This is a genomic window from Saccharothrix variisporea (assembly GCF_003634995.1).
GTDB classification, from domain to species: Bacteria; Actinomycetota; Actinomycetes; order Mycobacteriales; family Pseudonocardiaceae; genus Actinosynnema; species Actinosynnema variisporeum.
This window is the reverse complement of record NZ_RBXR01000001.1, coordinates 4,896,275-4,919,717: the sequence shown is the minus strand read 5'-3', so window position 1 is coordinate 4,919,717 and position 23,443 is coordinate 4,896,275. Positions and strand designations below refer to the sequence as shown.

At 70.6% G+C, this 23,443-nt stretch carries 21 protein-coding genes; 12 read left to right on the top strand and 9 right to left on the bottom strand.

The window, feature by feature from the left end:
- The first annotated feature begins 148 nt into the window (after window positions 1-148).
- Window positions 149-2,704 carry an ATP-dependent Clp protease ATP-binding subunit gene (locus DFJ66_RS22000; protein ID WP_121223543.1) on the top strand — a complete coding sequence of 852 codons (2,556 nt, stop codon included), beginning with the start codon at window positions 149-151 and terminating at the stop codon, window positions 2,702-2,704.
- Between the two features lie 972 nt (window positions 2,705-3,676).
- Here the strand turns inward: DFJ66_RS22000 and pcp are convergent.
- Entirely contained in the window at window positions 3,677-4,306 is a 630-nt protein-coding gene (gene pcp / locus DFJ66_RS21995; RefSeq protein WP_121223542.1) for a pyroglutamyl-peptidase I, read from the bottom strand.
- A gap of 35 nt (window positions 4,307-4,341) precedes the next feature.
- On the opposite strand from pcp, the gene DFJ66_RS21990 reads away from it, so the two are divergent.
- Complete coding sequence (locus DFJ66_RS21990) at window positions 4,342-5,340, top strand: endonuclease/exonuclease/phosphatase family protein (protein WP_342776969.1); 999 nt, start codon at window positions 4,342-4,344, stop codon at window positions 5,338-5,340.
- Here DFJ66_RS21990 and DFJ66_RS21985 read toward each other — a convergent pair.
- From DFJ66_RS21985 to DFJ66_RS21975, 3 genes are read right to left on the bottom strand one after another with little or no spacing between them, the layout of a single operon-like run.
- The gene (locus DFJ66_RS21985) at window positions 5,312-6,133 is read right to left on the bottom strand and encodes an SIR2 family NAD-dependent protein deacylase (protein WP_246029853.1); all 822 of its coding nucleotides are present in this window, start codon (window positions 6,131-6,133) and stop codon (window positions 5,312-5,314) included. The two genes, DFJ66_RS21990 and DFJ66_RS21985, sit on opposite strands and share 29 nt — an antisense overlap.
- A complete protein-coding gene (locus tag DFJ66_RS21980) occupies window positions 6,126-6,437 on the bottom strand; it encodes an antibiotic biosynthesis monooxygenase family protein (RefSeq protein ID WP_121223540.1) in 312 nt (103 codons plus the stop codon). The genes DFJ66_RS21985 and DFJ66_RS21980 overlap by 8 nt, the downstream gene beginning before the upstream one ends.
- A 17-nt stretch (window positions 6,438-6,454) precedes the next feature.
- Window positions 6,455-7,927 (bottom strand): M1 family metallopeptidase, encoded by a 1,473-nt coding sequence (locus DFJ66_RS21975; protein WP_121223539.1) that lies wholly within the window; start codon window positions 7,925-7,927, stop codon window positions 6,455-6,457.
- Between the two features lie 17 nt (window positions 7,928-7,944).
- Here DFJ66_RS21975 and DFJ66_RS21970 point away from each other — a divergent pair, with 17 nt between their 5' ends.
- Window positions 7,945-8,688, top strand: coding sequence for an alpha/beta fold hydrolase (locus tag DFJ66_RS21970; RefSeq protein WP_121223538.1), 744 nt, complete (start codon window positions 7,945-7,947; stop codon window positions 8,686-8,688).
- Here DFJ66_RS21970 and DFJ66_RS21965 read toward each other — a convergent pair.
- Both DFJ66_RS21965 and DFJ66_RS21960 read right to left on the bottom strand, forming a co-directional pair.
- Window positions 8,637-9,146 carry a 2'-5' RNA ligase family protein gene (locus DFJ66_RS21965; RefSeq protein WP_121223537.1) on the bottom strand — a complete coding sequence of 170 codons (510 nt, stop codon included), beginning with the start codon at window positions 9,144-9,146 and terminating at the stop codon, window positions 8,637-8,639. The genes DFJ66_RS21970 and DFJ66_RS21965 overlap by 52 nt on opposite strands.
- Before the next feature lies 1 nt (window position 9,147).
- A complete protein-coding gene (locus tag DFJ66_RS21960) occupies window positions 9,148-10,017 on the bottom strand; it encodes an HhH-GPD family protein (protein ID WP_121223536.1) in 870 nt (289 codons plus the stop codon).
- A gap of 31 nt (window positions 10,018-10,048) precedes the next feature.
- On the opposite strand from DFJ66_RS21960, the gene DFJ66_RS21955 reads away from it, so the two are divergent.
- Window positions 10,049-11,659, top strand: coding sequence for a caspase, EACC1-associated type (locus DFJ66_RS21955; protein WP_170199581.1), 1,611 nt, complete (start codon window positions 10,049-10,051; stop codon window positions 11,657-11,659).
- On the opposite strand, the gene DFJ66_RS21950 is transcribed toward DFJ66_RS21955, so the two are convergent.
- Window positions 11,656-12,147 carry a beta-class carbonic anhydrase gene (locus DFJ66_RS21950; RefSeq protein ID WP_121223534.1) on the bottom strand — a complete coding sequence of 164 codons (492 nt, stop codon included), beginning with the start codon at window positions 12,145-12,147 and terminating at the stop codon, window positions 11,656-11,658. The genes DFJ66_RS21955 and DFJ66_RS21950 overlap by 4 nt on opposite strands.
- 139 nt (window positions 12,148-12,286) lie before the next feature.
- On the opposite strand from DFJ66_RS21950, the gene DFJ66_RS21945 reads away from it, so the two are divergent.
- Window positions 12,287-12,952: a hypothetical protein gene (locus DFJ66_RS21945; protein WP_211351270.1), complete on the top strand. Its 666-nt coding sequence runs from the start codon at window positions 12,287-12,289 to the stop codon at window positions 12,950-12,952.
- Window positions 12,953-12,995: 43 nt separating this feature from the next.
- Here DFJ66_RS21945 and DFJ66_RS21940 read toward each other — a convergent pair whose 3' ends face one another.
- Entirely contained in the window at window positions 12,996-14,099 is a 1,104-nt protein-coding gene (locus DFJ66_RS21940) for a LacI family DNA-binding transcriptional regulator (protein ID WP_121223533.1), read from the bottom strand.
- 107 nt (window positions 14,100-14,206) lie between these two features.
- Window positions 14,207-15,256, bottom strand: coding sequence for a LacI family DNA-binding transcriptional regulator (locus tag DFJ66_RS21935; protein WP_121231557.1), 1,050 nt, complete (start codon window positions 15,254-15,256; stop codon window positions 14,207-14,209).
- Between the two features lie 234 nt (window positions 15,257-15,490).
- On the opposite strand from DFJ66_RS21935, the gene DFJ66_RS21930 reads away from it, so the two are divergent.
- The 7 genes from DFJ66_RS21930 (at window position 15,491) to DFJ66_RS21900 (ending at window position 23,367) form a co-directional block, all read left to right on the top strand.
- Window positions 15,491-16,750, top strand: coding sequence for an extracellular solute-binding protein (locus tag DFJ66_RS21930; RefSeq protein ID WP_121223532.1), 1,260 nt, complete (start codon window positions 15,491-15,493; stop codon window positions 16,748-16,750).
- A gap of 113 nt (window positions 16,751-16,863) precedes the next feature.
- Window positions 16,864-17,781 carry a carbohydrate ABC transporter permease gene (locus DFJ66_RS21925; protein ID WP_397556240.1) on the top strand — a complete coding sequence of 306 codons (918 nt, stop codon included), beginning with the start codon at window positions 16,864-16,866 and terminating at the stop codon, window positions 17,779-17,781.
- A complete protein-coding gene (locus DFJ66_RS21920; protein ID WP_121223531.1) occupies window positions 17,781-18,677 on the top strand; it encodes a sugar ABC transporter permease in 897 nt (298 codons plus the stop codon). Before DFJ66_RS21925 ends, DFJ66_RS21920 begins: the two co-directional genes overlap by 1 nt.
- 825 nt (window positions 18,678-19,502) lie before the next feature.
- On the top strand, window positions 19,503-20,603 hold the full coding sequence (locus tag DFJ66_RS21915) for an ABC transporter ATP-binding protein (RefSeq protein ID WP_121223530.1): 1,101 nt from the start codon (window positions 19,503-19,505) through the stop codon (window positions 20,601-20,603).
- A gap of 153 nt (window positions 20,604-20,756) precedes the next feature.
- Entirely contained in the window at window positions 20,757-21,707 is a 951-nt protein-coding gene (locus DFJ66_RS21910) for a metal ABC transporter solute-binding protein, Zn/Mn family (protein ID WP_121223529.1), read from the top strand.
- An 8-nt stretch (window positions 21,708-21,715) separates the two neighbouring features.
- Entirely contained in the window at window positions 21,716-22,522 is an 807-nt protein-coding gene (locus DFJ66_RS21905) for a metal ABC transporter ATP-binding protein (RefSeq protein WP_397556311.1), read from the top strand.
- A complete protein-coding gene (locus DFJ66_RS21900; protein ID WP_121223527.1) occupies window positions 22,522-23,367 on the top strand; it encodes a metal ABC transporter permease in 846 nt (281 codons plus the stop codon). The genes DFJ66_RS21905 and DFJ66_RS21900 overlap by 1 nt, the downstream gene beginning before the upstream one ends.
- The last annotated feature ends 76 nt before the right edge of the window (window positions 23,368-23,443 follow it).

Sequence of the window (23,443 nt, the reverse complement as noted above, 5' to 3'; positions counted from 1 at the left end):
TGTCAGAGATCCCCGAAGGTGACTGCACGCGAACGGGAACTGAGAGTGTCGGGGCTGACGACTACAGTGGTCCCACGGTGCCGCGCTCTCCACGGCCAACGCTGTGGGTGAGCCCGAGGACCGCCGGCGCAGCAGTCAGGGAGTGCGAATGTTCGAAAGGTTCACCGACCGCGCGAGGCGGGTGGTTGTCCTGGCCCAGGAAGAGGCCCGGATGCTCAACCACAACTACATCGGCACCGAGCACATCCTCCTGGGCTTGATCCACGAGGGTGAAGGTGTCGCCGCCAAGGCGCTGGAGTCGTTGGGGATCGCGCTGGAGGGCGTCCGCCAGCAGGTCGAGGAGATCATCGGCCAGGGCCAGCAGGCCCCGTCCGGCCACATCCCCTTCACCCCGCGCGCGAAGAAGGTGCTGGAGCTGTCGCTGCGCGAGGCGCTGCAGCTCGGGCACAACTACATCGGCACTGAGCACATCCTGCTCGGCCTGATCCGCGAGGGCGAGGGCGTCGCCGCGCAGGTCCTGGTCAAGCTGGGCGCGGACCTCAACCGCGTCCGCCAGCAGGTGCTCCAGCTCCTGTCCGGCTACTCGACCAAGGAAGGCGCCGCCGAGTCCAGCGGCCGCGGCGAGGGCACCCCGTCCTCCTCCCTGGTGCTCGACCAGTTCGGGCGCAACCTCACCGCCTCCGCGCGGGAGGGCAAGCTCGACCCGGTCATCGGGCGCACCAAGGAGATCGAGCGGGTCATGCAGGTGCTGTCCCGCCGCACCAAGAACAACCCGGTCCTGATCGGCGAGCCCGGCGTGGGCAAGACCGCCGTCGTCGAGGGCCTGGCCCAGATGGTCGTCAAGGGCGAGGTGCCCGAGACGCTCAAGGACAAGCAGCTCTACACGCTGGACCTGGGCTCCCTGGTGGCCGGCTCGCGCTACCGCGGTGACTTCGAGGAGCGCCTGAAGAAGGTGCTCAAGGAGATCCGCACGCGCGGCGACATCATCCTGTTCATCGACGAGATCCACACGCTGGTGGGCGCCGGCGCGGCCGAGGGCGCGATCGACGCGGCCTCGATCCTCAAGCCGATGCTGGCCCGCGGCGAGCTCCAGACCATCGGCGCGACCACGCTCGACGAGTACCGCAAGTACGTCGAGAAGGACCCCGCCCTGGAGCGCCGGTTCCAGCCGATCCAGGTCGGCGAGCCGTCGCTGGAGCACACCATCGAGATCCTCAAGGGTCTCCGCGACCGGTACGAGGCGCACCACCGCGTCTCCATCACCGACTCCGCGCTGGTCGCCGCCGCCACCCTGGCGGACCGGTACATCAACGACCGGTTCCTCCCGGACAAGGCGATCGACCTGATCGACGAGGCCGGCGCCCGCATGCGGATCCGCCGCATGACCGCGCCGCCGGACCTGCGCGAGTTCGACGAGAAGATCGCCGACGTGCGCCGCGAGAAGGAGAGCGCGATCGACGCGCAGGACTTCGAGCGGGCCGCCAAGCTGCGCGACACCGAGAAGCAGCTGCTCGGCCAGAAGGCCGAGCGGGAGAAGCAGTGGAAGGACGGCGACCTCGACGTCGTCGCCGAGGTGGACGACGAGCAGATCGCCGAGGTCCTGGCGAACTGGACCGGCATCCCCGTGTTCAAGCTCACCGAGGAGGAGACCACCCGTCTGCTCCGCATGGAGGACGAGCTGCACAAGCGGATCATCGGCCAGGTCGACGCGGTCAAGGCCGTGTCGCAGGCCATCCGCCGCACGCGGGCCGGCCTGAAGGACCCGAAGCGCCCGTCCGGCTCGTTCATCTTCGCCGGCCCGTCCGGTGTCGGTAAGACCGAGCTGTCCAAGGCGCTGGCGAACTTCCTGTTCGGCGAGGACGACGCCCTGATCCAGATCGACATGGGCGAGTTCCACGACCGGTACACGGCGTCGCGCCTGTTCGGTGCCCCTCCCGGTTACGTCGGCTACGAAGAGGGCGGCCAGCTCACCGAGAAGGTGCGCCGGAAGCCGTTCTCCGTGGTGCTGTTCGACGAGATCGAGAAGGCGCACCAGGAGGTGTACAACACGCTGCTCCAGGTGCTGGAGGACGGCCGCCTGACCGACGGTCAGGGCCGGACGGTGGACTTCAAGAACACCGTCATCATCTTCACCTCGAACCTGGGCACGTCCGACATCTCCAAGGCTGTCGGCTTGGGCTTCACCTCGGGTCAGGACACGGCGTCCAACTACGAGCGCATGAAGAACAAGGTCAACGACGAGCTGAAGAAGCACTTCCGCCCCGAGTTCCTCAACCGCATCGACGACATCATCGTCTTCCACCAGCTCACGCAGGACGAGATCATCAAGATGGTGGACCTGATGATCGCCCGCGTCGAGCAGCAGTTGAAGAACAAGGACATGGCGATCGAACTCACGGACAAGGCGAAGAAGCTGCTCGCCAAGCGCGGCTTCGACCCGGTCCTGGGCGCCCGGCCGCTGCGCCGGACGATCCAGCGCGAGATCGAGGACCAGCTGTCGGAGAAGATCCTGTTCGGCGAGATCCAGCCGGGCCAGATCATCATCACCGACGTGGAAGGCTGGGACGGCGAGTCGGAGGCGGACGACAAGGCCCACTTCGTCTTCCGCGGCGAGTCGAAGCCCCTCCGGGTCCCCGACGCACCCCCGGTCGACCTGGCGACCTCCGGCGGCGACACCGGCGACTCGGACTCCGAGTCCGCCTGACGGTGCCTTCGGTGAAAACGCCCTCCGGGACTTCCCGGGGGGCGTTTTCCCACTCCGGCGGCTTTCAGCCGATCGAGTGACATGCAGGATCGGGAACCAAACCCGAACTCCGGCGTCCCGTGAATTGAAGACGGACGCGCGGCCCCCACCCCCAGCCCCCAGCCGCCACCACACCCAAGCCAACCCAACCCCCACCCCGCCGCCACCGCACCGCCGACCGCTGCCACCGCCGACCGCCGCCGCCGCGCCGCCGCCGACCACCACCGCCCCACTGCCGCTGCCGCCCGCCGCCGCATCACCGCCGCCACCGAGCTCCATCACCGCCCCTGCCGCCGCCCCGCCGCCGCAGCCACCGGAGCCGCGCCGCCACCGCGGCCCAGCCCGCAGGGTTTCCGCCCGTAGCGCTCGCTGCTGACCCGCCCGGCCGGTCCGCGCCCGCAACCAGGCTGGCCCGCGCCCGCATGACGCTGCCTGTCCCTTCGCATACCGCCCGCGCGCACCTGCCTGGCCGCCCGCGCCCGCCGTGCAGGCTTCGCGCCCTGCCGGGCTGCCTGGCCGCCCGCTTCCGGCTGCGCCCGCTGGCTGCCCGCCGTCCCCCCGCTCGCCTGCCTGCCGCCCGCTTCCGGCCGTGCCCAGCCGCCCGCCGTGCCCGGCTGTCCGCCACGCCCCGCCAACACCCGCCACCGCTCCGGCACCCCTGCTCGCCGTCGCCCTAGACCCATCCGCGCTGGGCCCGCCATCCGCGCTCGTGTCCGCCGCCCGCACTCGGGTCGCCGCCCGCGCTCGTGCCGCGGCGCGCGCTGGCCTGTGCGTGGCTGCGTCGCGTCGGTGCCGCAGCCGCCTGCCCTGCCAGCCGCGCCTGCCGTCCCGCTCAGCCCTCCCGCCCTCCCGCCCTCCCTCCAAGCGTCCAAGCGGCCCCGTCGGTGTGCCGGCGGGTGCCGAGCACGGCGAGGGGGCCGCTGGGCCACGGGCCTAGTGCAGGGTGCCGGCGGTGGTGGGGAGGTCGGTGGGGGTGGTGAGGGTGGTGGTGATGATGAGGTTCAGGGCCTTGGCCATCGTGGCGATGGGGAGGCTTGGTTTGTCCGGGTGGCCCTGTTCTGGCGCGTACGGCACGTGCACGAAGCCCGCGCGCACGTCCGGGCGTTCGGTCGCCACCCAGTGCATCAAGCCGTAGAACACGTGGTTGCACACGAAAGTGCCGGCGGTGTGGGAGACGGATGCCGGGATGTCCGCCTCCGCCAGCGCCGCCACGCACGCCTTGACGGGCAGGGTGGTGAAGTACGCCGCCGGGCCGCCCGCCACCACCGGCACGTCGATCGGTTGGGCACCGGCGTTGTCCGGGATCCTCGCGTCGTCCAGGTTGATCGCCACCCGCTCCGGCGTGATCGCCGCCCGGCCACCCGCTTGACCGACGCAGATGACCACGTCCGGCGCGTGTTCGACCAGCAGCGCCCGCAACGTCGGGATCGACTCCTCGAACGAACACGGCAGTTCGGCGACCACCAGCTCGTAGCCGGTCGGCACGACCTGTCGCACGGCGTCCCACGACGGGTTGGTCTGCTCGCCGCCGAACGGTTCGAAGCCCGTCAGCACAACTCTCACCCGGGCAGCCTAGATCGCCGGGCACACTGGGTGTCGTGGTCGACATCCGGGAACGTGACAGCCAGCCCAGGCAACTGCCCCGTCGTCGGCACAAACTCACAACGTTCCTGCTGGTCACGGCCACCGCAGCGTTCCTCGCCGCCGCCGCGCTCCGGCTGTTGGGCATCGACGGCACCCGCTACATGATCGCCACGACGGCACTCACCCCCTACATCACCGCGGGCGGTGTGCTGCTCGGGCTCCTTGCCCTCGTCCTCCGCCGGTGGGCGGTGGGCACGGTCGTGCTGGTGGTCGCGTTGGTGCTGGTGTCGGCGGTCGCGCCGCGGGCGTTCCCCGACTCGCGGCCGAACGGGGTGGGGTTCGCGGTCGACGTGATGTCGGCGAACCTGCTGCTCGGCACGGCCGACGCGGAAGCGGTCGTCCGGGTGGTCCGGGCCCGCGACGTCGACGTGCTGAGCCTCCAGGAACTGACTCCCGCCATGGTCGCCGACCTCGACCGGGCCGGGCTGCGGGACGTCCTGCCGCACCGCGTGTTCCACGCCGCGCCGGGTGCCTCGGGCGCGGGGATCGCCGCGAAGTTCCCGCTCACCGCCCGCGCGCTCGCCGCGCCGAGCAGCCTGGGCCAGGCGGGCGCCCTGGTGGACCTGCCGGGCGCGGACATCGAAGTCGTGTCCGTCCACCCGATGCCGCCGGTCGTCACCGAAGGCCCGGACCAGTGGCAGCGGGACATGGCGGGGTTGCCCGGCCCCGACCACGGCGGTCTCGTGCGGGTCCTCGCGGGCGACTTCAACGCGACCCTCGACCACGTCGGCCTGCGCCGCCTGCTCAACCGGGGTTACGTGGACGCCGCCGACCAGGTCGGCAAGGGCCTCGACCCGACGTGGCCGTCCGGAGGGGGTGTGTGGCCGCCGCCGGTCACCATCGACCACGTCCTGGTCGACGGCCGCTGCCCGGTGGACGATTTCGAGGTGGTGGACATCCCCGGATCCGACCACCGCGCGGTGATCACCCGGTTCGTCGTCCCGGACCGGTAGCACCGGTGAGGGCCGCCAGGGCGGTCAAGGCTTCGAGGGCGCCCATGGGCAGGGACACCCCGCGCCCGTGCCGCACCTCCGGCTCACGCGGGTTGATCCTGAGCAGCGCCCCGGACGCGGCACTGGCCAGCTCCGCCTGCCGCCGCACGGTCGGCACCGCCAGCCCCGCGCCGATCTCCAGCACGACGAGGTTCCGCGCACCCCGCCGCCACTCGGTCAGCGCGTCCAGCTGCCGCTGACTCCGGTCCGGCACCCACGCCCAGTCACCGAACATCAGGATGTTGGGCCGCGCCAACCCGCCGCAGTTCCGGCACGACGGCAGCGTCGAAGCCCGCATGGTCTCCGGGTCGACCTCCACCACCACGTCGTCGGCCGGCCAGATGTCGTCCGTGCACGGCTCGACGCACTGCAAGTGGTGGATGGACCCGTGCACCTCGGCGACGTCGGAGAACCCGGCCCGCTGGAACTGCCCGTCCACGTTCGACGTGAACACCCGCGCGCCCCAGTCCCGCAGCACGGCGAACCCGGCGTGCGGCACCGTGCGGCGGTACAGGTCGAGCCGGTGCCCGTAGAAGCCCCACGCGAGCGTCGGGTCCTCCACGAAGTGCACCGGGTCGGCCAGTTCCACGAACCTCAGCCCGAGCCGCTCGTACGGCGGGTACGCCTGCCAGAACCCGTGGTCACCGCGGAAGTCGGGCAGCCCGGAGTCGACCCCCATGCCCGCCCCCGCGCACACCAGCACGTCGTCGGCGGAAGCGATCAGCTCGGCGGCCTGGGAAAGAGGATCAGTCACGCTGGGGTTCGGAGCTCAGGACCACCTCGAACTCCAGGAGGTCCGAGCCCGTGCCCACGGGCTTGGCGCGCTCGCCCGAGTGCGCCTCGCGGGCACCGCTGCCCAGCCAGTTCTTGAAGTCCTCGTCGGTCTCCCAGTGCGTGACGACGAAGTACCGGGTGTCGCCGGCGACCGGGCGCAGCAGTTGGAAGCCCAGGAAGCCGGGCGACGAGTCGACCGCCCCGAGCCGTGCGGCGAACCGCTTCTCCAGCTCCGGGCCGGAACCGTCGGGCACGTGGATCGCGTTGATCTTCACAACCGCCATGCCACCGACGGTAGCAGTCAGCGGCGCAGGGAGCCCGGGTACAGCACGTCGTCGGACGACGGCAGCTCCGCGCCCCGGAACCACGCCGCGAAGAACGCGTCGAGGTCCTGCCCGGACACCTGCTCGACGTGCGCTTCGAACTCCGGCCACGACGCGTTGCCGTCGCGGTGCTGCGCGGTCCAGGTCTGCAGCGCCTTGAAGAACGACTCGTCACCGACCTGGCGGCGCAGGGCGTGCATGGCGAGCTGCCCCTTGTCGTAGACGCCCTTGAACTCGTTGCCGCGGCCCATGTCGTAGAGCTTGCGGCCCCAGTAGGCGTCGCGGTTGCGGGTGCGGTCGACCTCCGAGCGGAACCGGTCGTCCAGGTTCGCGCCGCCCTTGCCCTCGTCCCACAGCCACTGGGCGTAGCTGGCGAAGCACTCGTTGAGGCAGATGTCCGCCCACGACCGCAGCGACACCGAGTCGCCGAACCACATGTGCGCGTTCTCGTGGACGATCGTGTCCAGGTCGGCCCACTGGGCGTAGATGGGCCGGGTCTGGGTCTCCAGCGAGAACCCGATGTTGTCGGCGATGAAGATCCCGCCCGCGGCCTGGAACGGGTACGGCCCGAACTTCCCGGACAGGAACTCCAGCACCTCGGGCAACCGCCGGTGGTCGTCGCGGGCGTCCAGCGCGCCCGGCGCGTACGCGCTCACCACGGGCGTCCCGTCGGCCAGCGCGGACCGGTCGAAGGTCCACTTGTCGATCGCCACGGTGGCCAGGTAGGTCGCCATCGGCTGTGGCGCGTTCCAGCGGAACGTCGTCCACCCGGCCTCGCTGCTCGTGCCCTCCTCGACGCCGTTGGAGATCGCCGACCACCCGTCCGGCACGCGCGCGGCGAGCTTGAAGGTGGCCTTGTCGCGCGGGGTGTCGTTGGCCGGGAACCAGGTGGTCGCCGAGTGCGGCTCGCCGGCCGCGAACGCCCCACCGGAGGACGAGATCTGCCAGCCGCTGCGGCCCAGCGCCCGGTCCTCGACCACGGTGGGCTCGCCCGCGTAGGTCACGGTCACCACGAACTGCTGGTCGCGGCGCAGCGGCTGGGCCGGCGTGATCACCAGTTCGTGGTCGCCCTCCCGCGTGAACGCCGCCTTCTCCTCCCCGACCGTCACGTCGGAGACCTCCAGCTGGTAGAGGTCGAGGTTGAACCGGCTCAGGTCGGCCGTGGCCACGGCGGTGACCCGCGCCTTCCCGTCCAAGTGCCGGGTGGCCGGGTCGTAGCTGATGGAGACGTCGTAGCCGCCGACGTCGTAGCCGGAGTTGCCGTCCTGCGGGTAGTACGGGTCGCCCGCGCCGTCCCCGCCGACCTCGTTCACCACCGGGGGAGTGCTCGTCGGCGGCACGGCGACGGGCCGCCCGGTCTCCGCGGGCATCTTGGCCACCAGCACCCCGACGACCGCCAGCACCAGCGCGGTGACGAGCAGGTAAGGGCGGGCCTTGGGGCTCAGTGCCATGCCGACATGATGCACGCATGAGCGTTGCGGAGTTCGGTGGATCGGGACGCGGGATCCTGCTGCTGCACGGTCTGATGAGCCGCGCGTCGACGTGGTGGACGGTCGCGCAGTGGCTCAAGCCGTACGGCCGGGTGGTCGCCACCGACGCCCGCGGCCACGGCCGCAACCCGCAGAAGGGTCCCTACCGGACCGAGGACTTCGTCGCCGACGCCGCCGCCGTGATCGAACGCCTCGACCTCGCGCCGGCCGTCGTCATCGGCCACTCGATGGGCGGCCTGCACGCGTGGGCGCTCGCCGCCACCCGGCCGGACCTGGTGGCGGGCGTGGTCGCGGAGGACGTCGTGCCGGACAACACCGGCCGGACGGTGGACGAGTGGCGCTGGTACTTCGACTCGTGGCCGGTGTTCCAGTCCCTGGCGCACGTGCGGTCGGTGGTCCAGGTGCCGCGCGTGGAGGAGATGTTCGAGGAGCGCGCGGACGGCTGGCACCTGATCGCCGACCTCGACGACCTGTACGAGATCGCGGCCGAGTGGGGGCGGCGGTCGTACTGGGACTTCGTGGACGCCATCCGCTGCCCGACGCTGACCATCGAGGCCGGTCGCGGCGGGCTGCGACCAGGCCAGATGGCGGAGGTGGCGCGGCGCACCGGCGGGCACCACCTGGTCGTGCCCGAGTCGGGGCACGTGGTTCACGACGAGGCGCCGGAGGTCTACCGGGGCGCGGTGGAGGCCTTCCTCAGCGGGTCGATCTCCCCCGTCTGAGTGTCCACGATGGACATCTCGCGGACCTTGGCGCGGATCGTCCCCACCGGGTGCACGGCGGCGAACGCCTTGACCAGCTCCTCGTCGTCCATGCCGTGCGCGAGGGTGCAGTGCGGGACCCAGTTGCCCGGCAGGTAGTAGGCGTACGGGTCTTTCACCCGGCCCGCCAGCACGTCGTGGATGGCCGAGTGCACCGCCAGCAGTTCGCCGTCCACCACGGCGCCGAGCTGGAGCACGTTCTCGGTGGTGGAGAAGACGCCCAGGGTGTGCAGGTACAGGTCGGGCAGCCACAGCCGCGACAGGTCCTCACGCAGCTCGGCCCGCACCTTCGGCCCGATCGTGCCCGCGATGGCGAAGGTCAGGTGCGGCGGGTACTCGAAGGTCGAGCCGATGCGCCGCCACAGCTCGCGGACCTTCGCGTCCGCTTCGGCGTCGAAGAAGACCACCAGCGCGTGCACGTCAGTGCTCCCCGGGCAGGGCGAACCGGCCGTCCGCGGTCTGCTCGACGAGGCCGTCCACCAGCAGCGAGTCCAGGCACCGGTCGCGCTGGCCGGCGTCGGACCACACCCGGTCCAGCCGGACCTTCTCCACCGGCTCGGTCGTGCCGCGCAGGACGTCCAGCAGCAGCCCGCGCACCTGCCGGTCCGTGCCCGCGAACTTCTGCACCGCCTTGGCCGGGCCGTCGTAGGCGGGTCGGCCGTTGAGCTGCCACGCGCACGTCTCGAACACCGGGCAGTCCGCGCAGCGGGGGGACCGGGCCGTGCAGACGATCGCGCCGAGCTCCATCAGGGCCGCCGAGAACACCGCCGCGTCCTCTTCGGGCAGCAGGACCTCGACGTCCCTCATGTCCTTGGTCGTGGACGGCGGCCCGGCGTCCCCGGCCCCGTGGACCGCACGCGCGACGACCCGCCGCACGTTCGTGTCCACCACCGGCACTTTTTGCCCGTAGGCGAACGCCGCCACCGCGCGGGCGGTGTACGCGCCGATGCCGGGCAGCGCGAGGAGGGTGTCCACGTCGTCCGGCACGACGTCGTTGTGGTCGGCGGCGATGGCCTGGGCGGCGGCGTGCAGGCGCAACGCCCGCCGCGGGTACCCGAGCTTGCCCCACGCCCGCAGCACCTCGCCCTGCGAGGCCTCGGCCATGGCGGAGGGCTTGGGCCACCGCTCCAGCCACTCGTGCCAGATGGGCTCGACCCGGGCGACCGGCGTCTGCTGCAACATGATCTCGCTGACCAGCACACCCCAGGCGGTGCGGTCGGGCCGCCGCCAGGGCAGGTCGCGGGCGGTGTCGGCGAACCAGTCGATGAGGGTCTGCGCGTCCAGGCTCATAGCGGGCGCCAGTGTTCCAGAATCGGTTGCTGTGAGTCGATTAGCGCTCTTGGTCGCCGTCTCCCGCTACGAGGACCCGACGTTCCGCCAACTGCGGGCGCCGGGCGCGGACGCGGAGGCGCTGGCATCCGTGCTGGCCGATCCCGACATCGGCGGCTACCAGGTGGAGCTGCTGCACAACGCCACCGCGGCGCTGGTCAACCGGTCGATCGAGGCGCTGTTCAAGCAGGCGGGGTTCGACGACCAGGTGCTGCTGTACTTCTCGGGCCACGGCATCAAGGACGAGCGCGGCGAGCTGCACCTGGCGGTCAGCGACAGCGAAGCCGACCTGCTGGGCTCGACCGCGGTCCCGGCCCGCTTCGTCCGCGACCGCGTCGACCGCTCCCGCTGCCGCCAGGTGCTGGTGCTGCTGGACTGCTGCTACGCGGGCGCCTTCCCGGCCGGCTCCCGGCACCGGGCGGGCGAGCGCGTGGACGTGGTGAACGACCTGGGCGGGCGGGGCTGCGCGGTGATGACGTCGTCGTCGGCGCTGGAGTACTCGTTCGAACCGGGCGGCGACCCCGTGGGCGGCGGCGCACCGCGCTCCACCTTCACCGCGGCGATGGTCGAGGGCCTGACCACGGGCGCGGCGGACCTGGGCGGCGACGGCGTGATCGACGTGGAGGAGTTCTACGACTTCACCTTCCAGCGCGTGCAGGCCGCGACCCCGAACCAGACGCCGTCGCTGAAGTCGGAGGTCGAGGGCCGGCTGGTGGTGGCCCGCAACCCGCACGGCGTCCGGGTCGGGTTCGGCCTGCCCGAGGAGGTCGTGCAGGCCCTGCGCAGCCCGCTCCCGCTGGTCCGCCGCGCGGTCGTGGGGACGCTCCTGGAACTGAGCCGGGGCGACGACGACCAGGCGGCCGGCGAGGCCCGCAAAGCCCTGGCGTCCCTCGCGGAGGACCCGGACCCGCAGGTCGCCGTGGCGGCCGTGCCGGAGGCGTCCGGTGCGGCCGAGGCGGCGGCGCTGCTGGTGTCCGTCGCCCGTCGCACGCGTGCCCTGGTGGACCGGCAGCTCGGCCTGATCGACGCGCTCGAACGGCAGGAGGACGATCCCGACCAACTGGCCAGGCTGTTCAACCTCGACCTCGTGGCCACCCGCCTGCGTCGGGACGCGGAAAGCCTGTTGATCATCGCGGGCGTGGGTGGCGGGCGGCCGTACACGCACGCCGTGCCGCTCTCCGACGTGCTGCGGGCGGCGGTGGCCGAGGTCGAGCACTTCACGCGGGTGTGGATCGGGGACGTGCCGCCGGTGGAGGTGCGCGGACGGGCCGTCAACGACCTGGTCCACCTGGTCGCCGAACTCGTGGACAACGCCACCGCCTACTCCCCGCACGACACGCGCGTCGAGCTGGCGGCGTTCCGCGCCTGGTTCGGGAACGGGGTGCACGTCACGGTCCGGGACTACGGCGCGGGGCTGTCGCCGCAGGCCGCCGAGCTGTTCCGGGAGGCGGGGAAGACCCGGTTCGACGTCGACCGGATGGGATTCGCCGTGGTGGCGCGCCTCGCCGCCCGGCACGGCATCCGGGTCACCGTGGAGGACCAGGAGCGGGGCGAGCCGGGCACGCTCGCCACCGTCCTGGTCCCGTCCGAGCTCCTGGCCTAGACGACCTCGGTCAGCTCGCCCGTGTGCACGTCGTAGACGAACCCGCGGATGTTGTCCCGGTGCGGCACGAAGGGGCTGTGGCGGAGGCGGTTCATGGAGTTGCGGACGCTGTCCTTGACCTCCTTGAAGGCCTCCACGGACCACGTCGGGCGCATGCCGGCGTCGCGCTCCAGCTCGTCCTTGAATTCGTCCTCGGTCACCAGCTGCAAACCGCAGTTGGTGTGGTGGACCAGGAGCACCTCGCGGGTGCCGAGCTTGCGCTGGGACAGGGCCAGCGACCTGATCATGTCGTCGGTCACCACACCGCCCGCGTTGCGCAGGACGTGCGCCTCACCCTGCTTCAACCCGAAGATCTCGAACACGCGGATGCGCGAGTCCATGCAGGTGAGGATGGCCACCTGGAGCGAGGGCTTGGGCGATGAGCGGTCGCCGGGGACGGCGTTGCCCAGTTCGGTGTTGCGGCGCAGCAGCTCGTCGATCGACGTCAAGGTCCACCTCCGTTGGTCCCCCGGATTGGAACCCGCGTCCCGCATGCCGGCAAGGGGAATCCGGTGTGAATCACGTTCACCGCATCGGGTTACCCCCGCTTCCGCCGATATCCGCAGGTCGCCCGTTACGTTCGATCTTGTGATCGACCCCACAGGCCCGCTCCCGCCGACCGTGTACCGGCGGCGCCGCGTGCTGGCCGCCGGTGGCGCGGTCGTGGCGCTCGTGCTGGTCGTCTGGCTGGTCGGGGCGCTGATCGGGCGCGGTGACCCGGTGCCGGCTCCCGTCGCCGCGGGTTCGTCCAGCCCGCCGCCGCAGGCGGAGACGCCCGTCCCGGCGTCCTCGTCGTCCACGACGCCACCGCCGCCGCCGCCCGCTCCGGAACCGCCCAAGCCCACACCCCCGCCCGGGCCGCCGCAGCCGTGCGACGACGCCCAGGTCAGCGTCAAGGCGCAGGTGGAGAAGACCGCCTACCCGGTGGGCGAGCAGGTCGGGTTCACGATCCTGGTGTCCAACACCGGACCGCTGCCTTGCACCAAGGAGATCGGCCGCGCGGTCCGCGAGCTCGTCGTCACCTCGGCGGACGGCGCCACGCGCCTGTGGTCGAGCAACGACTGCTTCGCCACCGACGGGTCCGAGGTGCGGGTCATGCAGCCGGGCGAGGTGTTCGACTTCGGCATCAAGTGGCGCGGCACCACGTCGGAGCCGGGCTGCGCGAAGCACACCCGGCTCGGGCCCGGGGACTACCTGCTCACCGCGAAGGTGGCCGGCAAGGTCAGCGACCCGGTCGTGTTCCGGATGACCTGACCGGCGCACCCGTCACGGGCCGGCGACCTGACCGGCCGCACCCTCACGGGCCGAACCAGCGCTCCTCCACGACCCCGCGCGGCGAGGCGGCGGTGGAGCCCACGACCAGTTCGGTGGACAGCGTGACCGACCGCGGCCGGGACCGCTCGGCGGAGTCCAGCAGCAGCTTGCCCGCCGCGCGGCCCTTCTCCAGCACCGGCTGGCGGACCGTGGTCAGCCCGGCCTGCTCGGCCTCGCGGATGCCGTCGAACCCGGTGACCGTCAGGTCGTGCGGCACGTTGAGCCCGCGCTTGCGGGCCTCGCCCAGCGCGCCCAGCGCGAGGATGTCGGACGTGCAGATCAGCGCGGTGATCTGCGGGTCGCGGTCGAGCACCTGGGCCGCCGCCGACGCGCCGGAGGCGATGGTGTGGTCGAACCGCTCCACCACCGGCACGGACGCCCAGTCCACGCCGACCTCGCCGAACGCCTCGGCGATGCCCGCGAGGCGCGACCGCTGCACGTGGAAGTGCGCGGACCGCTGGCGCTCCACGGTCACGTAGCCGTCGTTGCGGTCGCGGGCCAGGCGCATGCACACCACGCCGATCCGGCGGTGCCCCAACGAGATCAGGTGCCGGGCGAGGGAGTTCATGGCGGCGTGGTCGTCGATGCCCACGCGGTCGACGTTGTCCAGGTCGGGCTGGTCGCACACGACGGTCGGCACCGGGCGCTCCAGCACGGCGGCCAGGTGCGGGTCGTCGTCGGGCACGGAGTAGACGACGAAGCCGTCCACGCCGGCGCGGTGCACGGCCGCCACGTCCTCGCGCTCGGGGTTCGCCGGTACCAGCAGCAGGCCCGTGCCGGCGTCCTCGCAGGCCAGCGCCAGGCCTTCCAGGAACCCGATCGCCGCCGGGTCGCGGAACGCGTAGGACAGGTTCTCGGTGAGCAGCAGGCCCACCGCACCCGCCTTGCGCGTGCGCAGGGAACGGGCCACGGGGTCGGGCCCCGGGTACCCGAGTCGTCTCGCTGTCTCCAACACCCGGCGTCGCAGCTCCGGCGAGAGCTGGTCGGGACGGTTGTACGCGTTGGACACCGTTGTCCGGGAAACACCCAGCTCAGCCGCCAGTGAGGCGAGCGTCGCGGGGCGTCGCACATGCATCGACCGCGCCATGAAGTGACCGTAACGGTTCAGAACCAATTACAGAAGTGGGGGTGACCACCGTCCCTGCAAAAAGTCATCTCCGCAGGTAGGACTACGTTGTTTCGCAACACATTGGTCTAAACCAATCGGGGTGGCGCGGTGGTCTCCCGCACCACCAGCCGGGGGCGGAACACCCTCGTGTAGTTGCCCGGCGGACGCCTGCGCCGATCGGGGTCCAGCCGGTGCACCAACTCGTCCACCGCCGCTGCCGCCATCTCCTCGATCGGCTGCGCCAGGGTCGTCAGCGACGGCAGGCAGTAGGCCGCCAGCGGGATGTCGTCGAAGCCCACCACCGACAGGTCCTCCGGCACCCGCAACCCGCGCCGGTGGGCCTCCCGCAGCACGCCGATCGCCATGTGGTCCGACGAGCAGATCACCGCCGTGGGCCGCACGGTGTCCAGCAGCGCCGCCACCGCCTCCGCGCCGCCCTCCGGCCCGAACGGCCCGTGCGCCACGAACTCCGCGCCCGCGGGCAGCCCGTCCTCCTCCAGCGCCGCCGCCCACCCGGCCCGCTTCAACCGCGACGGCAGCGACCGCGCCGGCCCCGACACGAACCCCACCCGGCGGTGCCCCAGCTCCACCAGGTGGCGGGTCGCCGCGTAGCCCGCGTGCTGCTCGTCCACGGTCACGTCCGGCACGTCCAGCGACGGCGTGGCGCCGTTGAGGAACACCATCTGCACGCCGTCGTCGAGCAGCTTCGCGTAGTAGCTCGGCCGCGGCGCCTGGCCCAGCGGCACCTCGACGTTGGTGATCTCCGGCGACACGAACACCATGCCCTCGACGCCCCGCGCGAGCAGCATCCGGACGTACTCCTCCTCGCCCATCGCCGCCGCGCCGGTCGCCCGCGTGTTGCACAGCAGCGACGAGTACCCCAGTCGCGCCGCCCGCACCTCCAGCGCCTCGGCGAAGGCCGGGAAGACCGGGTTGGACAGCTCCGGCACCAGCAGCCCGATGACCCCGGTGCGCTGCAACGCGCCCACACCGCGCGGCGTGTAGGGCATCTCCGCCAGCACGGCCAGCACCCGCTGCCGCGTCTCGTCGTTCACCCCGGGTCGCCGGTTGAGCACCCGGCTCACCGTCGACATGCTCACGCCGGCCGCCCTGGCGATCTCGGACAGACCGGACACCACGCCTCCTGGAGATCGGTTCTGCGTTTGCGTTGCGGCAGCAGCCTGCCCGTCGTCGCAAAAGTTTGCAACGTCTTCACCGCGTTTCGCCCACCCGGACGCCTCCGTTACGGCTTGGTTACGTCTTGCCCCTTGACCGAGCAGTGCTCAGGGGAGTGAAATCCGCGGCAACAATTTCGCAAGTTCTTGCAGAACCTCGTCGCGACGAGGCCAGCAGGAGGGACGACAGCAACGATGCGACGTACCACCCTCGTGACCGCCCTGGCCGCAGGCATCGCCGGCGCCCTCACCCTCACCGCGTGCGGCGGGGGTGGCGGCGGCTCCTCCGCGGACAGCGGCGAGGTGACGTTCTGGGACACCAGCGGCCCCAACGAGAGCCCCGTGTTCGCCAAGATCGCGCAGGACTGCGCGACCAAGGGCGGCTACAAGGTCAAGACCGAGACGGTCGCCTTCGACCAGGCGCTGAACAACTACAAGACCGCCGCGCAGGGCGGCCAGGGCCCCGACGTGTTCCGCGCCGAGGTCGCCTGGGTGCCGCAGCTGGCGAAGCTGAGCTACGTCATGGACCTGTCCGGCACCGACCTGGCCAAGGACACGTCCGACTTCCTGGAGACCCCGCTGGGCTCCACCAAGTACGACGGCAAGACCTACGGGGTCCCGCAGGTCACCGACAGCCTCGCGCTGTTCTACAACAAGAAGAAGCTCGCCGACGCCGGCGTCGAGCCCCCGAAGACGTGGGACGAGGTCAAGGCCGCCGCCGCCAAGCTCGGCGGCGAGAAGACGATCTTCATCAACAACGACGCCTACTACGCGCTGCCGTTCATCTACGGCGCCGGCGGCGACCTGGTGGACGCCGACGCGAAGAAGATCGTCGTCAACTCCGCGCAGAACGTGAAGGCCCTGGAGACCGCGAAGGGCCTGCTGGACGCGAAGGCCGCCTCGACCGCCCTCGACCCGGCCAACTCCTACAACAACATGCAGGCCGCGTTCTCCGGCGGCGAGGTCGCCATGGTGATCAACGGCCCGTGGTCGGTCGCCGACTACCTCAAGGGCACCGCGTTCGCCGACAAGACCAACCTCGGCATCGCGCCGGTCCCGGGCGAGACCGCCGGCAAGGGCTCCGCACCGGTCGGCGGCCACGACTACGTCATCCGCCAGGGCACCAAGGCCAAGGACAGCGCGCAGAAGCTCATCGCGTGCATGAGCAGCACCGAGTCCCAGGTCCAGGTGGCCAAGGAACTGGGCCTGCTGCCGACCCGCAAGAGCGCCTACGACAACGCCGACGTGAAGGCCAACCCGATCGTCTCCGCCTTCCAGCCCGTCGCCACCGCCGCCCACGCCCGCCCGTGGATCCCGGAGGGCGGCCAGCTGTTCGACCCGCTGAAGATCGCCTACGCGGACGTGCTGGCCGGCAAGAAGGCCCCGAAGGCCGCCCTGGACGAGGTGGCCAAGGCCTACAAGGACCAGGTCGTCACCGAGTACTCCATCGGCTGATGCGTTCCGTGTGCCGCGCGCTCTGCTGAAGGGCGCGCGGCACACTTCGCGGTTCCGAGTTCTCCCGCCGTCCACCACACTCCGACCACCCCCACCCACACAAGGAGGCGACAGTGCGCAGGTTCCTGGACCGGCACTGGTACGCGTACGCGATGGTGCTGCCGGTGGTGGTGGTCATCGCCGTGCTCGTGCTGCTGCCCCTCGCCCAAGGCGTGTTCTTCACCTTCACGAACATCAACGAGGGCAACATCGCGAACCCGGTCCTCGACCGGGCCGCCACCTACGCAGTCGTCGGGCTGGACAACTACCTGCACGTCCTGTCCGGCGACCCCAGCTACGGCTCGTTCTGGTCCACCCTGGTCCGCACGCTGATCTGGACCTTCGGCTGCGTGTTCTTCCACTACACCATCGGCCTGGTCCTGGCGCTGCTGCTCAACCGCCAGGTGCGCGGGCGGACCGTGTACCGGGTGCTGCTGATCCTGCCGTGGGCGGTGCCGGCGTTCATCAGCGCGTTCGCGTGGAAGTACATGTTCAACGCCCAGTACGGGATCATCAACCAGGTCCTGCGGGCGGTGGGCCTGCCCGACCCGGTGTGGCTGGGCCAGTCGGACTGGGCGCTGGTGGCCGTGATGATCGTGAACATCTGGCTCGGCGTGCCGTTCATGATGGTCGCCTTGCTGGGTGGCCTCCAGGCGATCCCCGGTGACCTGTACGAAGCCGCCGAGATGGACGGCGCTTCGGCGTGGCAGCGGTTCCGGCACGTCACGCTGCCCGGCTTGCAGTCGGTGTCCAGCACCGTGGTGCTGCTGGGCATCATCTGGACGTTCAACATGTTCGCCGTGATCTACCTGATCACCGGGCCGAACCCGAACACCCGCATCCTGGTGACGTACGCGTTCGAGCGGTTCTTCTCCGGTGCGTCCCGGGACTACGCGGTGGCGTCGACCTACGGCGTGCTCATCCTGTCCGTCCTGCTCGTGTTCGCGAGCGTCTACCGGCGTGCTCTGCGCAAGCAAGGCGAGGTGTGGTGATGACGGTCGAAGCCGCTTCCCTCAAGGCTGTTCCTGTTCGTCGGACGGGTGTGAAGCGCGCCGAACGGTCGCTGCGGGCCAGCATCGGGCTGCACGCGGCGCTGGTCGTCGCGTCGCTGATCGCCGTGTTCCCGGTGTTCTGGGTGCTGGTGACGTCGTTCAAGCCCGACGCGCGGGCCGTGGAGACCACGCCCAAGCTGGTGAACGAGTCCAGTGTGGACAACTACGTGCGGATCCTGTCCGGGGAGAAGGGCAACTTCCTGGCGTGGTTCGGCAACTCCGTGCTGATCGCTCTGATGACGACGGTGATCGCGGTGTTCCTGTCCGCGACGACGGGGTACGCGGCTTCGCGGTTCCGGTTCCCGGGCAAGCGGTCGCTGATGCTGTCGTTCCTCGTCGTGCAGATGTTCCCGTTCGCGGTGTTGATCGTGCCGTTGTACAACATCTTGTTGACCTTGGGGATCCAGGGGACGAGCATCGGGTTGGTGCTGGTGTACTGCACTACGGCGGTGCCGTTCTGCACGTACATGTTGAAGGGGTACTTCGACACCATCCCGACTGATATCGATGAGGCCGGCCGGGTGGACGGGTTGTCGCCGTTCGGGGTGTTCTGGCGGTTGGTGCTGCCGTTGGCGCGGCCCGGGTTGGCGGTTACTGCGTTTTATGCGTTCCTGACGGCGTGGGGTGAGGTGGCGTTCGCGTCGGCGTTCTTGTCGGCGGCGGACGAGTCGAAGACGCTGGCGGTGGGGTTGCAGGTGTTCGTGCAGCAGAACCGGACCGAGTGGGGGCACTTGGCGGCTGCCTCGATCCTGGTGGCGATTCCGGCGATCGCGGTGTTCTACCTGGTGCAACGGTTCCTGGTGACGGGGTTGTCGTCCGGCGCGGTCAAGGGCTGACCGCCTCCCAGGACGGCTTTTCGGCGCGCGCAGCGCGCGGTGCCGTGGTCCCAACCACAGGTGGAGGGCCTCGGTTCCCCCGCCGTATGGCCTGCCCGAAGGGCTACCACATTTTGGGTCGGGTGCAGCCGAAAGTTTTTGCGAGGAACGAGCAAAAAGTTTTAGCGGCACCCGGCCCAAAATGTGGTTGGCTCCGCCAGGTCATGCGGTGGGGGAACCGACGCCCTTCACCCCCCGCTGGCGGCCTGCCGCGCGGCGAGCGCCGCTTTTCATCTTTCGAGCGCGCCAGCGCGTTCCAGCGCGAAGCGCGTTCGGCTTGAGAGCGAAGCGTTCCGGTTTAAAGAGCTTAAAAGCGAAAAGCGCCTCGCCGGCGGGCAGGCCACCAAAGATGACTCAACTGCAACGGCGGGGGCTTCTTGCTTTTGCCATCTCCGTATGGCCTGGCGGAGCCTACCACATTTTCCAGGGGTTGCCGCTAAAACTTTTGCTCGTTCCTCGCAAAACTTTCGGCTGCAACCCCTGGAAAATGTGGTAGCCCTTCGGGCAGGCCATACGGAGATGACAAAAGCAAGAAGCCCAAGTTGAGTTGTGTCCCCTCCGGCGGACTGCCCACTCGGCAAGGCGGACTGCCCGCTCGCCCGGCTTCGCCGAAGAGCCCGCGCTGCGGGCGGGGGTGTCCTCGGCTGTGCGGTCCCTGGGGGAGGGGCGTGGCGGGGGCGCTGGCCGCTGTCGGAGGGGGTGGAACTAGACCAATTCCGGTGTTCCCGTAAGCGCTTGCAATGCCTAGCGTTGCGGCAAAGCTTGCGGTGGAAAGGTGCGTCACACATGGCTGAGGTCGCGTACGTCAAGGCTTCGCGGGTGTTCTCCGGCAACCCGCCGGTCCGCGCGGTGGACGAGCTGTCGCTCGACGTCGCCGACGGGGAGTTCCTCGTGCTGGTCGGGCCCTCGGGTTCGGGCAAGTCGACGGCGTTGCGGATGCTCGCCGGGCTCGAGGACGTCGACGAAGGGGCCATCAAGATCGGCGGCAAGGACGTCACCAACGTCCCGCCGAAGGGCCGTGACATCGCGATGGTGTTCCAGTCCTACGCGCTCTACCCGCACATGACCGTCGCCGAGAACATGGGCTTCGCCCTCAAGCTGCGCGGCGTGAACAAGGCCGAGATCAAGAACAAGGTCGCCGAGGCGGCCAAGATGCTCGACCTCACCAAGTACCTCGACCGGAAGCCGAAGGCGCTCTCCGGTGGTCAGCGGCAGCGTGTGGCGATGGGGCGTGCCATCGTGCGCGAGCCCTCCGTGTTCCTCATGGACGAGCCGCTGTCCAACCTCGACGCCAAGCTGCGTGTCGAGACGCGTGCGAACATCGCCGCTCTCCAGCAGCGCCTGGGCACCACGACCATCTACGTCACGCACGACCAGGTCGAGGCCATGACGATGGGCCACCGGGTCGCCGTGCTCAAGGACGGCCTGCTCCAGCAGTGCGACACCCCGCGCGCCCTGTACGACAAGCCGGCCAACGCGTTCGTCGCCGGGTTCATCGGGTCGCCGGCCATGAACCTCAAGACCGTCCCGCTGACCGCCGAGGGCGCCAAGCTCGACGGCGTGGTCGTCCCGCTGGAGCGCCGGGCCCTGGACAAGGCCGCCGGTGAGGGGCTGTCCGAGGTCACCTTCGGCATCCGGCCCGAGTCGCTGGCGCTGGTGTCCTCGCAGGACCACGGCATGGACATGGTGGTCGAGCTGGTCGAGGAGTTGGGTGCGGACGCGCTGGTGCACGGTGCGGTCCGGATCGGTGACTCCTCGGAGCGGTTCGTCGTGCGCGTCGACGGCCGGACCCCGCCGACCCTGGGCCAGACCGTGAAGGTCGCCGTGCGGGACGCCACCGAGATCCACCTGTTCCACCCGGAGTCGGGTTCGCGTCTGACGGACTGACCCGCCCGGTGCGATGAGGGCCACCTCCTGCGGCGGAGGTGGCCCTCCGCACGAACGGGGCATGCCGCTGGACAGGTCGGTGGCGGAGCGTTCTAAACTGAACTCGACAACGGTTTCCATTACCTGTGAATCAGCCTGTCGAGGAGCTTCGCCATGACTGTCCGTAACGCGTTGCTCGGTGCGGTGGCCGCCGTGACCGCCGTGGCCCTGGCCGCCTGCGGCAACGGCGAAGCGCCCGCCGGTGCCGATGGCAAGATCAAGGTCGTCGCCTCCACCAACGTGTGGGGCAGCGTGGTCAAGGCGGTCGGTGGCGACGCCGTCGAGGTCACCTCGATCATCAACGACCCCTCCGGCGACCCGCACTCCTACGAGAGCAAGCCGTCCGACGTGACCGCGGTCCGGGACGCCAAGCTGGTCATCTTCAACGGCGGCGGGTACGACAACTTCTTCGCCACGCTGCTCGGGCCCGAGACCGAGTCGGCCAAGAAGATCGAGACCTTCCCGCTGTCGGGCAAGGCCGACGGGCACGACGACCACGGCTCGGAGACGACCGCGACCAGTGAGCCCGCCGACGGGCACGACCACGAGGTGAACGAGCACGTCTGGTACGACCTGGACACCGTCCGCAAGGTCGCCGACCAGGCCGCCGCCGACCTGTCGGCCATCGCGCCGGACAAGAAGGCGACCTTCGAGGCCAACGCGGCCGAGTTCGGTCAGAAGGTCGAGGAGCTGCACAGCCGCCTCGACGGGGTGGGCAAGGGCAAGAAGGTGCTGGAGACCGAGCCGGTCGCGCACTACCTGCTGGACACCGCCGACGTCGAGGACGTGACGCCCGAGTCGTTCGCCAACGCGGTCGAGGCCGAGAGCGACATCCCGGCCGCCGCGATCGCCGAGGTCACCGGCCTGGTCGAGGGCAAGCAGGTCACCGCGCTGGTCAACAACACCCAGACCGAGAACACCGCCGTGAAGGGCCTGGTCGACAAGGCCAAGCAGGCGGGCGTGCCGGTCGTGGAGGTCACCGAGACGTTGCCCGAGGGCGTCACCGGTTACCTTGAGTGGATGACGAAGCAGGTCGACGCGTTGGAGAAGGCGCTGCGCGGATGATCACCCCGGTGACGGACAGGTCCGTGCGCAGTGCGGTCGCCCTGCGTGGCGCGAGGCTGTCCTACGGCGACCGCGTGCTGTGGGACGGCCTGGACCTGGACGTCGCCCCGGGCGAGTTCGTGGCCGTGCTCGGCCCCAACGGGTCGGGCAAGACCAGCCTCATGCGGGTCCTGCTGGGACTCCAACCGCTGTCCGGGGGCACGGTGGAGGTCGCGGGCGGGAACCGGCGCATCGGGTACATCCCGCAGCAGCGGGCGTTGGACCCGAGCCTGAGCCTGCGCGGCCGGGACCTGGTCGGGTTCGGGCTCGACGGCCACGAGTGGGGCACCGGGCTGCGGGGGCGCAAGGCGCGTCGGGCGCGGGTGGACGCGGCCCTGGAGTCGGTGGGCGCGACCCGGTACGCCGACGAGCCGGTGGGGCTGCTGTCGGGTGGCGAGCAGCAGCGCCTGCGCGTCGCCCAAGCCCTGGTCGGCGACCCCGAGGTCCTGTTGTGCGACGAGCCGCTGCTCTCGCTCGACCTCGCCCACCAGCGGGTGGTCAGCGACCTGATCGACGCGCGCCGCCGCGCCGCCGGCACGGCCGTCCTGTTCGTCACCCACGAGATCAACCCGGTCCTGCCGCTGGTCGACCGGGTGCTGTACCTGGTCGAGGGCCGGTTCCGGATCGGCACCCCGGCCGAGGTGATGACCTCGGCCACGCTGTCGCAGCTGTACCGCACGAACGTCGAGGTGGTCCGCGTGCGCGACCAGATCCACGTGGTCGGCGCGCAGCACGTGTGCGAGGACGAGCCGCACCACGTGGCGGATGAGGGCTGATGGACCACTTCTTCGACCTGCCGTTGACCTTCGAGCTGCTCGGCTACGGCTTCGTGCAGCAGATGCTGGTCGCGGGAGCTGTGCTCGGACTGACCGCGGGGCTGCTCGGGCCGCTGGTCGTGACCCGCAAGATGGCCTTCGCCGTGCACGGGACCGCCGAACTGGCGTTCACCGGCGGCGCGGCGGCGCTGCTCGTCGGCGTCGGCGTCGGGTACGGGGCGCTGGCCGGCTCGGTGGTGGCGGCGTTGCTGCTGGGCCTGCTGTCCCGGCGCGACTCCGACCGGGACTCGGTGATCGGCGCGATCCTCGCGTTCGGGCTCGGTCTGGGTGTGCTGTTCCTGGCGCTCTACAAAGGACGGACGGCCAACAAGTTCGGCTTGCTGACCGGGCAGATCGTGGCCGTCGGCTCGACCGACATGTGGTTGTTGATCGGCACGGCGGCGGCCGTGATCGCGGTGCTGGCGTTCATCTACCGGCCGCTGCACTTCTCGTCCGTGGACGCCGCCGTGGCGACCGCGCGCGGTGTGCCGGTGCGGACCCTGTCCGTGGTGTTCTTCGTGCTGGTCGGCGTGACGACCGCGTTGAGCGTGCAGATCGTCGGCGCGCTCCTGGTGCTGTCGTTGATGATCACGCCGGCCGCCGCCGCGTCCCGGGTCACCGCCTCGCCGTGGAAGGCGACCGTCCTGGCGATCGTGTTCGCCGAGACCGCCGTCGTGGTGGGGATCGTGCTGTCGCTCGCGCCCGGCGTGCCGGTGAGCGCGTTCGTCACGGCGGTGTCCTTCCTGATATACCTCGTATGCCGAGCTTTCGGGGGTGCCCGGAGCCGCGCGGCCCGTGTCCACTAGCTGGGACGGTCGTCCAGTGGCGTAGGACGGCCTTGGGGGCGGACGCTGCGCAGGTCAGGGCGCTGACCCGGGTTTT

What these genes read in the sequence shown, in the direction of transcription:
- DFJ66_RS21920 (WP_121223531.1), top strand. Translation starts at nt 17,781, where the DNA reads ATGACGGTCGAAGCCGCTTCCCTCAAGGCTGTTCCTGTTCGTCGGACG.
- DFJ66_RS21970 (WP_121223538.1), top strand. Translation starts at nt 7,945, where the DNA reads ATGAGCGTTGCGGAGTTCGGTGGATCGGGACGCGGGATCCTGCTGCTG.
- DFJ66_RS21975 (WP_121223539.1), bottom strand. Translation starts at nt 7,927, where the DNA reads ATGGCACTGAGCCCCAAGGCCCGCCCTTACCTGCTCGTCACCGCGCTG.
- DFJ66_RS21930 (WP_121223532.1), top strand. Translation starts at nt 15,491, where the DNA reads ATGCGACGTACCACCCTCGTGACCGCCCTGGCCGCAGGCATCGCCGGC.
- DFJ66_RS21980 (WP_121223540.1), bottom strand. Translation starts at nt 6,437, where the DNA reads ATGGCGGTTGTGAAGATCAACGCGATCCACGTGCCCGACGGTTCCGGC.
- DFJ66_RS21900 (WP_121223527.1), top strand. Translation starts at nt 22,522, where the DNA reads ATGGACCACTTCTTCGACCTGCCGTTGACCTTCGAGCTGCTCGGCTAC.
- DFJ66_RS21910 (WP_121223529.1), top strand. Translation starts at nt 20,757, where the DNA reads ATGACTGTCCGTAACGCGTTGCTCGGTGCGGTGGCCGCCGTGACCGCC.
- DFJ66_RS21940 (WP_121223533.1), bottom strand. Translation starts at nt 14,099, where the DNA reads ATGGCGCGGTCGATGCATGTGCGACGCCCCGCGACGCTCGCCTCACTG.
- DFJ66_RS21915 (WP_121223530.1), top strand. Translation starts at nt 19,503, where the DNA reads ATGGCTGAGGTCGCGTACGTCAAGGCTTCGCGGGTGTTCTCCGGCAAC.
- DFJ66_RS22000 (WP_121223543.1), top strand. Translation starts at nt 149, where the DNA reads ATGTTCGAAAGGTTCACCGACCGCGCGAGGCGGGTGGTTGTCCTGGCC.
- DFJ66_RS21960 (WP_121223536.1), bottom strand. Translation starts at nt 10,017, where the DNA reads ATGAGCCTGGACGCGCAGACCCTCATCGACTGGTTCGCCGACACCGCC.